Here is a 12,481-nt window from a genome sequence, read left to right on the forward strand (position 1 = left end):
TGCCGCTTCGCGGCAATCCACCTGGCGCGGTTCTTCCTTCTCCCCTTGTGGGAGAAGGTGGCCGCGAAGCGGCCGGATGAGGGGTGTTCCAGGGATCGCCAACGCCTCATTCCTTCCAACACCCCTCATCCGTCTTGGCGCTAACGCGCCAATCCACCTTCCCCCACAAGGGGGGGAAGGAAAAGCGCACGATCACCTTTTGTTCCGATTCTGCTTGGCGATTGCACGGCGCCGCGCTACCTCTGGCGGGTGACAGAGCAGCCGCGCCTCGCCGAACAGAATGCCGCCGTGCGCTTGCCCGAGCCATTCCTCAAATGGTTTGCGCAAAGAGGCTGGTCGCCGCGCGCCCACCAGATGGAATTGCTGGCGATTGCCCAGGCCGGGCAATCGGTTCTGCTGATCGCGCCGACCGGCGCCGGCAAGACGCTGGCCGGGTTTCTGCCTTCACTGACCGAGTTGGCCGGGCGGCCAGGGAGAAAGCCGGGGCAGGCGCGTCGCGGCATCCACACGCTGTACATCTCGCCGCTGAAGGCGTTGGCCGTCGACATCGAGCGCAATCTCGGCAAGCCGGTGGAAGAGATCGGCCTGTCCGTCACCATCGAGACGCGCACCGGCGACACGCCCGCGCACAAGCGCCAGAGGCAGAAGCTGGCCCCGCCCGACATCCTTCTGACGACGCCCGAGCAACTGGCGCTGCTGATTGCTGCGCCCGACGCCAGGCGCTTCTTCGAGGATCTGCGCTATGTCGTGCTCGACGAACTGCATTCCTTGGTGACGTCGAAGCGCGGGCATCTCCTGTCGCTCGGGCTGGCCCGGCTGCGATCCCTTGTTCCCGGCTTGCAGACGATCGGCCTGTCGGCGACGGTCGCCGAGCCGGACGAATTGCGGCGCTGGCTGGTCAGCCAGAATCCATCCGGCGGCATGGCCGAATTGATCGTCGTCACCGGAGGCGCCAAGCCCGACATCTCCATCCTCGACTCGGAACAGCACGTGCCGTGGGCCGGACATTCGGCCCGCTACGCGACACCGGAGATCTATAGCGAGATCAAGCGACACAAGACGACCCTGCTGTTCGTCAACACGCGCAGCCAGGCCGAACTGCTGTTCCAGGAATTGTGGCGGGTCAACGAGGACACTTTGCCGATCGCGCTGCATCACGGCTCGCTCGATGTCGCCCAGCGCCGGCGCGTCGAAAAAGCCATGGGCGAGAATGCCTTGCGTGCCATCGTCGCCACGTCGACGCTCGACCTCGGCATCGACTGGGGCGATGTCGACCTGGTCGTGCATGTCGGCGCTCCCAAAGGTGCGAGCCGGCTGGCGCAGCGCATCGGCCGCGCCAACCACCGCATGGATGAGCCGTCGAAGGCGATCCTGATTCCGGCCAACCGCTTCGAGGTGCTGGAATGCCGGGCGGCGCTCGACGCCAATTATCTCGGCGCCCAGGACACGCCGCCGCTGGTCAATGGCGGGCTCGACGTGCTGGCGCAGCATGTCCTGGGTTGCGCCTGCGGCGCGCCTTTTCATGCCGATGCGCTGTTCGAGGAGGTGCGAACCGCCGCGCCCTATGCCGAACTCGATCGGCCAACGTTCGATCGTGTCGTCGACTTCGTCGCCACCGGCGGATATGCGCTGAAGAACTACGAGCGCTACGCCCGCATCCGCCTGAACAAGGACGGGCTGTGGCGCGTGTCCAATCCTCGCATCGCCCAGCAGTACCGGCTGAATGTCGGCACCATCATCGAGGTGCCGGCGCTCAACGTGCGTTATATCAAGGCCGGCAGCAAAGGCTCTGCCTCGCGCGGCGGTCGGGTTCTCGGCAAGATCGAGGAGGCGTTCCTCGAAACGCTGACGCATGGCGATACCTTCATGTTCGCCGGCAAGGTGCTGCGCTTCGAGGGCATCCGTGAAAACGAGTGCTTCGTGTCGAATGCGCCCGGCGTTGACGCCAAGGTGCCCTATTATGGCGGCGGCAAATTCCCGCTTTCGACTTACCTCGCCGAACAGCTCCGCATCATGCTGGACGACCCGCAGCGCTGGAAGAAGCTGCCGGAACAGGTCGCCGACTGGCTGCGCTTCCAGGCCGACAAATCGGTGCTGCCGAAGCGCGACGACCTGCTGATCGAGACCTTTCCGCGCGGCAACCGCTACTATCTGGTGGCCTACCCGTTCGAGGGCAGGCTGGCGCACCAGACGCTTGGCATGCTGCTTACCCGCCGGCTCGACAGGGCGGGAGCCAGGCCGCTCGGCTTCGTCGCCACCGACTATGCGCTTGCCATATGGTCGCTGGCCGATATGGGCAGGATGTTCCGGGCGAAGAAACCGTCGCTGGCCGCGCTTTTCGACCAGGACATGCTGGGCGACGATCTCGAAGCCTGGCTGGCCGACAGCTGGCTTTTGAAGCGCACCTTTCGCAATTGCGCGCTCATCTCCGGACTGATCGAAAAACGTCATCCGGGCCAGGAGAAGAGCGGCCGTCAGGTCACCGTCTCGACCGACCTCATCTACGACGTTCTGCGCAGCCATGAGCCCGACCACATCCTGCTGCAGGCGACGCGTGCCGACGCGGCTACGGGTCTGCTGGATGTCAGCAGACTTGCCGAGATGCTCTCGCGTATCCAGGGACGAATCGTGCATAAAGACCTCGAGCAGATTTCGCCGCTCGCCGTGCCTATCATGCTCGAGATCGGCAAGATGCCGGTGCATGGCGAGGCCGATGATACGCTGCTGATGGATGCGGCAACGCTGGTCGAGGAGGCCATGGGGACGAAATGACATTCGCACTCGCCATGACGGCGCTCCTGGCGGATGCCGATCCTATCGGCATCGCCGGCGAGCGTGCGATCTGCGATCGGCGCGGCGTGCTTTATTTTCCCGAGCTTCGGCTTCTGACCGTGTCCGACCTGCATCTGGAAAAGGGCTCGTCGCTGGCACGGCGCGGTACATTGATCCCGCCTTATGATACCGGTGCGACGTTGCTGCGATTGCAGGCGGTGATTGCCGATTATCAGCCGGCGATCGTCATCAGCCTCGGCGACAGCTTTCATGACGGCGGCGGCGCCGCGCGCATGCATGCAAGCTTTCGCGAACGCCTGGAAGCGCTGATGGCCGGCCGCGACTGGTTCTGGGTTGCCGGCAATCATGACCCGGATGCGCCGGCCGACCTGCCCGGCGAGACGGTGCGCGAGCTGGCCATAGGCTCTCTCGTATTCCGGCACGAGCCTTCGGCGGTGAGAGTGGAAGGCGAGGTATCAGGTCATCTGCACCCTTGCGCCCGCATCGTGCAGCAGGGCCGCTCGGTGCGACGGCGCTGCTTTGCCGGCGACGGCGGCCGCATGATCATGCCGGCCTTCGGCGCCTATACCGGCTCGCTCAATGTGCTCGACCGCGCCTATGCCGGGCTGTTCCGCCGCGAGACGCTGATGGCCTATATGCTCGGCACCGAGCGCATTTTTGCGATTTCCCACGCGATGCTGCGGCCGGGCTGAGCTGCTCTACCGGCCGTAGTAGAGGGTGACGGTGTGTTTCGCTTCGGCGAAGAACAGCCAGCGTTCGACCAGCATGCCGGCGAATTGGGCTGATGTGGCGAGTGCCGACAGCACCGCCGCATAAGGCCATGGCAAGGCGAATGCGGCAATCAGCAGCAAGACGGGCAGAGCGAAGGCCAGCACTTGCGTGATCTGGCGCAGCCGCGCCTTGTGCTTGCGGGCGATGCGAAAGCCCATCTCCTTGAGCAGGTAGTTTTCTTCGGTGTGCGGCCATTCCAGCGACCGCACCGTACCGCCGGCAAGTCCGGTCGCGGTGTTGGCGTTGGTCGGGATTTCCAGCCTGTCATTGTAGCGCCAATTTGCTAGCTTCCAGCCCCAGCCGAGCAAGGTCAGCAGCACGCAACCTGTCAGAACGATAGTCGAGCCGAGGGCGAAGCCCTGCAGCAGCGCGTTGAGAAGCACGCTGCCGCTCATCGCCGAAAAGATCAGGTAGCCGGGCAAAGTGAAGCGGCTGTGCCACTGGGCGATCGGCTTCAGCGAGGCATAGATCATGCCGGTGGTGCAGACGGTGGCGACCGCGCCGACCGCAGCCAGCAGCCCGGCGACGGCCACCCAGCCGTTTGTGCGGCCGAGGAACAGCCAGCCGACGGCGAACAATCCCGTCGGCACGAAGGTCGCGACCGAGGCAACGCCTTCGCGCGACAGCCATGAGCTGCGCCATTGCGAGAATGCTCTCCAGGCGCGTTCTGGTCGGCCGAGATGGCCGGCCGACGACAACAGGCCGACCGAGATCAGGCCGAGAGCCAGCCCCATGCCGACGAGGCCGAGCCAGAAGTCAGGCGGGACAAATCCTTGTCCGGCTAGCACGCCGAGCAGCGCGAGCAGGCCGTAACCGGCGCCCGTGGCAGTGGTGAAGAAGACGACGGAGAAGGCTGGATGCATGGATGCTGATCAATGCGAAAGCATGCGGTCGACCCAGCCGAGGAAACCGCCTTCAGCCCGCACCGGTTCGAGCCTCGGCGCCGGCACCGATGCAGCGCGCGGCGTGTGGGCGCGCGGCGGCAAATATTTGTTGGTCGGGTGATAGCCGAGTTCGGGCATCAGGTCGACGCCGCCGCGTTCGGCCACTAGTTGCGAGATCGCCGATGCCGGGTCGCCGAGATCGCCAAAGTGCCGCGCGCTGGTCGGACAGGCGGCGACGCAGGCCGGCACGCGGTCTTCTTCCGCCAGATTGTCGTTGTAGATGCGGTCGACGCACAGCGTGCACTTCTTCATCACGCCGACATCGGTGTCGAATTCGCGCGCGCCATAGGGGCAGGCCCAGCTGCATAATTTGCAGCCGATGCACTTGTCTTCGTCGACCAGCACGATGCCGTCCGAGGCCCGTTTGTAGGAGGCGCCGGTCGGGCAGACGGTGACGCAGGCCGGTGTCTCGCAATGCAGGCAGGAGCGTGGGAAATTGACCGTGCGCCCACCCATCTCCGTCATGTGCTCATAGCTGTGCACGCGGTTGAACCAGACCCCATCGGCATCGCCGCCATAGGGATCGATGTCGGTCAGCGGCGCCATGTGGCCGCCGGTGTTCCATTCCTTGCAGGCGGTAACGCAGGCCTGGCAACCGACGCAGGTGTCGAGGTCGATGACCAGGCCGAGCTTTTTGTCGGTATGGGCGGGAAGGCAGGTCATGGTCTGGAAGCTTCTCTTGCCCGGCGAAACTCGGCGCCAAAACTGAGCTTGTCGGGCGAGGGTTTGAAATGCGGTGGCTGCCGGAAGCGCTCGAACTGCGGCTCGGTGAAGCCGGCTTCTTCAGCCGCGCATTTGACGATGCGGACGCGCAGGTCGAACCATGCCGCCTGGCCGGTGACCGGATCGGAATTCGAGTAGCGCTTGCCGTTCGCATCGGCAGAAGTCTGGTCGCCGATGATGTGGTTGAGCAGGAAGCCGCGGTTGGATTCGGCCGCGTCGTCCTTCAGGCCCCAGCTGCCGCGCCGCTTGCCGATCGCGTTCCAGGTCCACACCGTGTCGGCGTTGACCCCGTCGACCAGCTTGATCTGTCCCTTGACCCTGCCGTTGATGCTCTCGATCCAAACCCAGTCGTCATCGGCAAGCCCGAGGCCGGCGGCGGTTTGGCTGTGCACGAACAGCCGGTTCTGGCTGGTGATCTGCCTGAGCCAGGCGTTCTGCGAGCCCCAGGAATGATACATGTGCATCGGCCGCTGCGTCAGCGCATGCAGAGGGTATTTCTCAACGTCGACAACCGCCTCCTCGAAGGGCGTGTACCAGAACGGCAACGGGTCCATATAGGTTTCGATGCGGCTGCGCTCCGCCTCCGGCGGCAGCACCCGGCCATGGCCGCGCGCGGCGAGGCGAAACCGCTGGATTGGTTCCGAATAGAGCTGGAACACGATCGGCTCGGCCTTCGGGATAAAACCCATAGTCTCGGCAAACTCGAGATAGGAGCGGTTGGCCATCTTGTAGTAGCGCTGGTCGTCGGCAAAATCCTGGTGCCAGAAGCCGCCATTGTCGATGTAGCGCTGAAGCTGGTCGGGATTGGCCTCGCCCTTGCCGATCGAGGTTCCGTCCTTGCCGCGCCAGCCGGCGAGCGGGCCGATGCCTGGCCTGCGCTCATGATTGACGATGTAATCGGCATAGTCGCGGTATTTGGCCGAGCCGTCGTCGTCGACGAAGCCGGGCAGGCCGAGCCGCGCGCCGAGCTCGATCAGCACCGTCTGGAACGCCCGCACGTCGCGGTCCGGCTCGACAACCGGATGGCGGATGGCGTCACCCGGTCCATCGGCGTGGCTGATCGGCCGGTCGAGCAGGCTGATGCAGTCATGACGCTCGAGATAGGTCGTGTCGGGAAGCACGAGATCGGCGAACGGCACGGTCTCGGAATAATAGGCGTCGGAATAGATGATGAACGGGATCCTGTACTCGCCTGACGCATCCATGTCGGTCAGCATCGCCATCGTCTCGACGGTATTCATCGACGAGTTCCAGGCCATGTTGGACATGTACATGAACAGCGTGTCGATCCTGTAGGGATCGCCGGCCCAGGCGTTACGGATGACCGTGTGCATGAGCCCGTGTGCTGCCAGCGGCGCATCCCAGGAATAGGCCTTGTCGATACGGATTGGCGTGCCGGCGTCATCGACCAGCAGATCGTCCGGGCCGCAGACGAAACCGAGCGGCATGCCTTCGAGCGGCGTCATCGGCCTGACGTCCTTGCCCGCCGGCTTCGGCCCCGGCGGCGCCGACCGCGGATAAGGCGGCTTGAAGCGAAACCCGCCGGGCACGTCCACCGTACCCAGGAGTACTTGGAGCAGGTGGATGGCGCGGCAGGTGTGAAAACCGTTTGAATGGGCCGAGATGCCGCGCATCGCGTGCATCGACACCGGCCGGCCCTTGATCGTCTCGTGTCGGCGGCCGGCCCAGTCGGTCCACGCCACCGGCAGTTCGATCGCCTGCTCGAAGGCGACATGCGCCAGTTCGGCGGCGATGCGGCGGATGATGTCGGCCGCAACGCCGCAGCGTTCGGCGACCGCATCGGCAGAATAGCTCTCCTGCAGATAGCGGTCGGCAATAAGCTGGAAGACCGGAACGCAGCGGCGGCCATCGACCTGGAAATTGCCGGTCAGCGCCGGCTTTGCATCGGTATCGGTGGCGCTGACGGAGACTTTAGCCAGCCTGTCCCAAGCCAGCGGATTGCCGCCGCTGTCGCGTGCGAACAGCCCGTCATCTGCTGCACCCGGCTCCTGGATGACGAGGACATGGGCGTTGGTGTAGCGCAGCAAATAATCGAGATCGACGCGGCCGGCCTTCAGCAGTTCATGGATGAGAGCAAACACGAACAGGCCGTCGGTGCCGGGCCGGATGCCGATCCAGTCATCGGCAATGGCGTTGTAGCCGGTGCGGCATGGATTGATCGAGACCACCTTGGCGCCGCGCGCCTTGAGCTTGCCAAGGCCGATCTTGATCGGATTGGAATCATGGTCCTCGGCGACGCCGAACAGCATGAAGTATTTGGTGTTGTCCCAGTCGGGTTCGCCGAACTCCCAGAACGAGCCGCCGATCGTATAGAGCCCGCCGGCCGCCATGTTGACCGAGCAGAAGCCGCCATGGGCGGCGAAATTCGGCGTGCCGAACTGGCTCGCCCACCAGCCGGTCAACGATTGCGACTGGTCGCGGCCGGTGAAGAAGGCGAGTTTCTTCGGGTCGGTGCGACGGATTTTCGAAAGCCGTTCCGTCGCGATCGAGAGAGCCTCCTCCCACTCGATCTCGCGAAACTCTCCCGAGCCGCGCGGACCGCTGCGCAGCAATGGTTTCTTCAACCTGGCCGGACTGTAGTGCTGCATGATGCCGGCGCTGCCTTTGCCGCACAGCACGCCGCGATTGACCGGATGGTCCTTGTTGCCGTTGATGTAGCGGACCTTGCCGTCCTTGATGTGGACGTCGATACCGCAGCGGCAGGCGCACATGTAGCAGGTGGTCTTGGCGATGCTGTCGGAGACATCAGGCGAGGTATCGACGCCATCACCCTCGTCGGGCGCGCGGGTGTTGGCAAGCGACCGTTGGGACGGTGCGGAATTGGCGCCGCGCAGCGGTCCGTGGTTCATGATTCGGCGCTTTTGCGGTCTGCGAATTTGGCTCTCGTCTTCGGCCCGGGGGCCGCGCATGTAGTGTTCTTCCGGATGATAACGGTCGCCGGCAAGCCGACGCCGCAGACCGCGGGTCCAATGGGCAAACAAGGATTTGAACCGCCCGATCACTTTTCTACCCATTGCAGGTTGGCCGCGATTTTTTTCCAACTCCGCGGGGAAAATTAGAACAAAGCAATCGATCTGTCTAACAAGTTGCTCTTGTAATTCCAATCGAACTTGTTTCTTAATTCTCCGCATGACCCTGGACCAACTGCGGATATTCGTTGCCGTCGCCGAACGAGGACACATGACCAAGGCGGCCGAACTGCTGGGCATTTCCCAATCGGCCGCCTCGGCCGCCATCCGCTCGCTCGAACAGCAGCATGGCGTCCAGCTGTTCAACCGGGTCGGTCGCAACATCGAACTGGCGCAGACCGGGCGCAGGTTTCTGCCCGAGGCGAAGGCCGTGCTCGAACGGGCGGCTGCCGCCCACGACGTGCTGGAGCACGTCTCGCAGACGATCACCGGCAGCCTTTCCATCGCCGCCAGCCAGACCATCGCCAGCTACTGGCTGCCGCGCCGGCTGGCCTCCTTCCACGAGGCCTATCCCGCCGTCAGGCTGAGCGTGACCATCGGCAACACCAGGCAGGTTGAGACCACCGTACTCGACGGTACGGCTGATTTTGGCCTGGTCGAGGGGCGCACCGAATCGGACATATTGCGGCGCGCCAAGGTCGATGTGGATCGCCTGATGCTGGTCGTGGCGCATTCGCATCCCGAGATCGCCGAAGTCTCGCGCGGGCATCCCGATATCAGGGAACTCCGCTGGATCATCAGGGAAGGCGGATCAGGCACGCGCGAGGTGCTGGAAGATCTTGCCCGCCGCGAAGGGATACCGTTCGCAGAGCTGCGGATATTCCTGGTGCTGCCGAGCAACGAGGCGGTCCGTCAGGCGGTCGAGGCCGGCGCCGGCGCCACCATCATTTCGGAGCTCGTTGTCGAACGCGCGGTCGCCGAGGGCAGCCTGCGAGCCGTGCCGATCGATCTGCCAAAGCGCGATTTCGCCATGATCACGCATCGTGACCGGCAGGCAAGTCTGGCCCAGATGGCGCTCAAGGCGCATCTGGGCGCGAGGGCCGGCGAGACCGTCCGCGGGTAGGCCGGGTCAACCGAATTTCCGCTGCGCATCGAGCGCCAGGCCAAGCCCGACCGAGCCGAACATATCACCTTCGATGACCGACGCCTGCGGCACCAGGGCCAATATCTGCTGCCTTGCCAGCGGGATGGCGGTCGATCCGCCGGTCAGGAACACTGCGGTGATGTCGGACGGTTTCACCTGCGCGTCGCGGATCGTCTCACCAACCGTCGCGGCCACCCGTTCGATTTCCCTGGCGATCGTGGCCTCGAGCCCGGCGCGCGAAATTTCTGCCGCGAACTTCGCTCCCGTCAGCGCGACCATCACCTCGGCGGACGATTGCTGCGTCAGCGCGATCTTGGCCCTCTCGACCAAAGCGGCCAGCGCGTGCCCGTAACGATGCTCGACGATGTCGATGAAGCGGTCGACCAGGTCGGCGCGTTCCGCCTCGTAGCGGATCTGGCGCAGATGCGTCATCGCCCGGGCGGTGTAGACCAGGTTGATGCGCTGCCATGTCGCCAGGTCGATGAAGTAGCTGGCCGGCAAGTAGCGCTTGCCGTCCTTGGTCGGCGAGAGGTAGCCGAGCTGCGGCATCACATGGGCGATGCTCAACAGCCGGTCGAAGTCGGTGCCGCCGATGTGGATGCCTCGGCTGGCCAGAATGTCGTCCTTGCGATCGAGGGAGCGGGCGCGCTGCGGCGAGACCCGCACGATCGTGAAGTCGGACGTGCCGCCGCCCATGTCGACGATCAGCGCCAGCTCTTCGCCCGTCACCTTCTGCTCGTAGTCGAGCGCCGCCGCGATCGGCTCGAACTGGAAGGCGATATGCTTGAAGCCCTGGGTGCGGGCGGCGTTTTCGAGTTCACCTTCGGCCTTGGCATCGGCCTCGGCATCGTCGTCGACGAACTGCACGGGACGACCAAGCACCACGCTTTCAACCGTATCGTCCGCATCCTCTTCCAGCCTTTTCCTGAGGTGGCCGACGAACAGACCGATGATCTCGGTGAAGGCGATCGATCGGGTTTTGATGCGCGTCTTTTCATGGACCAGCGTACCGCCGAGTACGCTCTTCAGCGAGCGCATCAGGCGACCTTCGACACTGTCGGTATAGTTGGCGATGGCGCGGCGCCCAAAGTAGGTGCGGTTGTCCTCGAAATTGAAGAACACCGCGCTGGGCAGCGTCACCTCGCCGTCCTCCAGCGCCACCAATTGCGGCTGCCCGTCCCTGATCACGCCGACGGTGGAATTCGAAGTGCCGAAGTCGATACCGCCGAATGCTGGTCGCATCGCAAAGTCCTGTATTTTTGATTTGGCGAGCGACAGCCGGTGTTCGGCCGGGCCGGGGTCGCGGTCTAACCCACGAGCGTAAAAAGGGGAACCGCCTTTTGAAGCGAGTTTAATCCTTCCGGAAGACGAGCCTTCCGAGCCAGCCGGTCAGCATGGCCAACGACACCGCGAAGACGCCATACAGGAACGAATAATCGTGGGCGACGCGGAAGATCGACTGTTCGAAACCGGACTTGCGGATTTCGAGCTGGGCGGAGCTTTCCTTGATGAACAGGCCGCTCTTGAACAGGAACGCGCGGGCCTTGTGGGTGCCGACCGGAACATTGGGGGCGAGCCTGACGGTGGCGCGGAACAGGTTCTGCGACAGGAACTGCACGCCGCCGACATTCACGCTGTAGAGGCCGGTCGCCGTCTTGCGCTCGCGCAGCGCCGCGGTGAATTCCCGGATGGTCGCCGGACTTTCGCCATCGTCGGCCGGCTGCATGTAGATGTTGGCGGCGCCGAGCGACAGTTGCTTGTAGCTGTTGGGGTCGGTGACGTCCTGCAGCGGGCGCGTCGTCGCCACCGAATAGGACACCGGCACATTCTCGAAGGTCTCGGACTCCAGATTGATCCAGATGCCGAGCACCCGGTCCTTGCGGCGCACGACGACCGGCCGGGCCGGACCCTCAAGCACGACGACGATGTCGTAGCGCCCTTGGCGGGCGACTAGCGGGTCGGCATTTTCCAATGAGCCGAAGATGGTGAGGTCGGCACCGGAGAAGCCGGCGGTGATTGAGACATGGTCGGTGGACAGGCCGATCTGGATGTTTTCGGTAACCGGCGTCTGCGCTCTTGCCGGTGACGAGGCGGCGAACAGCGACAGCGAGGCAACGGCCAGGAACGCCCTAAAACCCGCCATCAGGTCGGATCCACGCCGGACAGCAAATAGAGGCTGGGCGGCGTCACGAACAGATCGATGGCGAGCCGGAAGGCAACCGCCAGCACCAGCAGTGCCAGCAGCGCCCTGAGCTGCTCGCCGCGCAGCCTTTGGCCGGCCTTGGCACCGTATTGCGCGCCGGCGACGCCACCCGCCATCAACAGGAAGGCGAGCATGACGTCGACCGTCTGGTTGGTGGTGGCATGGACCAGCGTGGTGTAGGCTGAGGTGAAGATGATCTGGAACAGCGAGGTGCCGACGACGACGTTGGTCGGCACTTTCAAGAGATAGATCAGCGCCGGCACCATGATGAAGCCGCCGCCGACGCCCATGATCGACGACAGGAAACCGATGCCGGCGCCGAGGCCGAGCACCGGGATGACGCTGACGAACAGCTTCGAGGCCCTGAACCGCATTTTTAGCGGCAAGCGGTGAATCCAGTTGTGCTGGCCGGATTTCTTCAGCACCGGTGCCGCGCCGCTGCGCGTGGCGCGCAGCGCATTGACGCTCTCGACCAGCATCAGCCCGCCGACGGTGCCGAGCAGCACGACATAGAGCAGCGAGATGAACAGGTCGAGCTGGCCGAGCCGGCGCAAGAAGCCAAAGACGAAGATGCCGCCGGTCGAGCCGACGATGCCGCCGGCCAAAAGCACACCGCCGAGCTTGAAGTCGAGCGTACCGCGCTTCACGTGCGACAATGCGCCGGAGAAGGAGGAGGCGATGACCTGGTTGGCGCCGGTGGCGACTGCGATCGCCGGCGGTATGTTGTAGAAGATCAGCAGCGGCGTGATCAGGAAGCCGCCGCCCACTCCGAACATGCCCGAGAGGAAACCCACCGCCGCGCCCATGGCCAGCAGCACAAAGATGTTGACGGAAATTTCCGCGATCGGGAGATAGATGCCCACCCGTCAGTCTCGATCAGTTTGCCTCTCGACGAATGCAACCGTTGCGGGCATTCGCGCCAAAAAGCTGTCTCGTTCTTGCGCCGGCCGGGCGGCGAAGTCAAACCTCGCCA

9 protein-coding genes are annotated in these 12,481 nt (G+C 64.2%); 3 read left to right on the top strand and 6 right to left on the bottom strand.

From position 1 onward, the window contains the following. Positions 1-249: 249 nt before the first annotated feature. Positions 250-2,772, top strand: a complete 2,523-nt coding sequence (locus M727_RS0126405; RefSeq protein ID WP_027155151.1) for a ligase-associated DNA damage response DEXH box helicase — start codon at positions 250-252, stop codon at positions 2,770-2,772. Next, on the top strand, positions 2,769-3,485 hold the full coding sequence (pdeM, locus tag M727_RS0126410) for a ligase-associated DNA damage response endonuclease PdeM (protein WP_027155152.1): 717 nt from the start codon (positions 2,769-2,771) through the stop codon (positions 3,483-3,485). The genes M727_RS0126405 and pdeM overlap by 4 nt, the downstream gene beginning before the upstream one ends. Positions 3,486-3,491: 6 nt before the next feature. On the opposite strand, the gene M727_RS0126415 is transcribed toward pdeM, so the two are convergent. Genes M727_RS0126415 through M727_RS0126425 form a run of 3 tightly spaced genes read right to left on the bottom strand, consistent with a single transcriptional unit; the run spans position 3,492 to position 8,101 of the window. Further along, positions 3,492-4,427: a DmsC/YnfH family molybdoenzyme membrane anchor subunit gene (locus tag M727_RS0126415; protein ID WP_027155153.1), complete on the bottom strand. Its 936-nt coding sequence runs from the start codon at positions 4,425-4,427 to the stop codon at positions 3,492-3,494. A 9-nt stretch (positions 4,428-4,436) separates the two neighbouring features. Further along, on the bottom strand, positions 4,437-5,171 hold the full coding sequence (locus tag M727_RS0126420) for a 4Fe-4S dicluster domain-containing protein (RefSeq protein WP_027155154.1): 735 nt from the start codon (positions 5,169-5,171) through the stop codon (positions 4,437-4,439). Continuing rightward, positions 5,168-8,101 carry a molybdopterin oxidoreductase family protein gene (locus M727_RS0126425; RefSeq protein WP_027155155.1) on the bottom strand — a complete coding sequence of 978 codons (2,934 nt, stop codon included), beginning with the start codon at positions 8,099-8,101 and terminating at the stop codon, positions 5,168-5,170. Before M727_RS0126425 ends, M727_RS0126420 begins: the two co-directional genes overlap by 4 nt. Positions 8,102-8,381: 280 nt before the next feature. Between M727_RS0126425 and M727_RS0126430 the strand changes: the two genes are divergently transcribed. Next, positions 8,382-9,284 (top strand): LysR substrate-binding domain-containing protein, encoded by a 903-nt coding sequence (locus tag M727_RS0126430; protein WP_027155156.1) that lies wholly within the window; start codon positions 8,382-8,384, stop codon positions 9,282-9,284. A 6-nt stretch (positions 9,285-9,290) separates the two neighbouring features. Here M727_RS0126430 and M727_RS0126435 read toward each other — a convergent pair whose 3' ends face one another. From M727_RS0126435 to M727_RS0126445, 3 genes are all read right to left on the bottom strand, one after another. Next, entirely contained in the window at positions 9,291-10,547 is a 1,257-nt protein-coding gene (locus tag M727_RS0126435; protein WP_027155157.1) for an Hsp70 family protein, read from the bottom strand. Positions 10,548-10,656: 109 nt separating this feature from the next. Next, a complete protein-coding gene (locus M727_RS0126440) occupies positions 10,657-11,448 on the bottom strand; it encodes a TIGR02186 family protein (protein WP_027155158.1) in 792 nt (263 codons plus the stop codon). Continuing rightward, entirely contained in the window at positions 11,448-12,371 is a 924-nt protein-coding gene (locus M727_RS0126445; RefSeq protein ID WP_027155159.1) for a sulfite exporter TauE/SafE family protein, read from the bottom strand. Before M727_RS0126445 ends, M727_RS0126440 begins: the two co-directional genes overlap by 1 nt. Between the last annotated feature and the right edge of the window lie 110 nt (positions 12,372-12,481).

This window comes from Mesorhizobium sp. WSM2561, assembly GCF_000513915.1.
GTDB classification, from domain to species: domain Bacteria; phylum Pseudomonadota; class Alphaproteobacteria; order Rhizobiales; family Rhizobiaceae; genus Mesorhizobium; species Mesorhizobium muleiense.

Bases quoted from the DNA above. Each gene is read 5' to 3' on its own strand.
- M727_RS0126425 (WP_027155155.1), bottom strand. From the start codon at position 8,101: ATGAACCACGGACCGCTGCGCGGCGCCAATTCCGCACCGTCCCAACGG.
- M727_RS0126415 (WP_027155153.1), bottom strand. From the start codon at position 4,427: ATGCATCCAGCCTTCTCCGTCGTCTTCTTCACCACTGCCACGGGCGCC.
- M727_RS0126435 (WP_027155157.1), bottom strand. From the start codon at position 10,547: ATGCGACCAGCATTCGGCGGTATCGACTTCGGCACTTCGAATTCCACC.
- M727_RS0126430 (WP_027155156.1), top strand. From the start codon at position 8,382: ATGACCCTGGACCAACTGCGGATATTCGTTGCCGTCGCCGAACGAGGA.
- M727_RS0126420 (WP_027155154.1), bottom strand. From the start codon at position 5,171: ATGACCTGCCTTCCCGCCCATACCGACAAAAAGCTCGGCCTGGTCATC.
- M727_RS0126440 (WP_027155158.1), bottom strand. From the start codon at position 11,448: ATGGCGGGTTTTAGGGCGTTCCTGGCCGTTGCCTCGCTGTCGCTGTTC.
- pdeM (WP_027155152.1), top strand. From the start codon at position 2,769: ATGACATTCGCACTCGCCATGACGGCGCTCCTGGCGGATGCCGATCCT.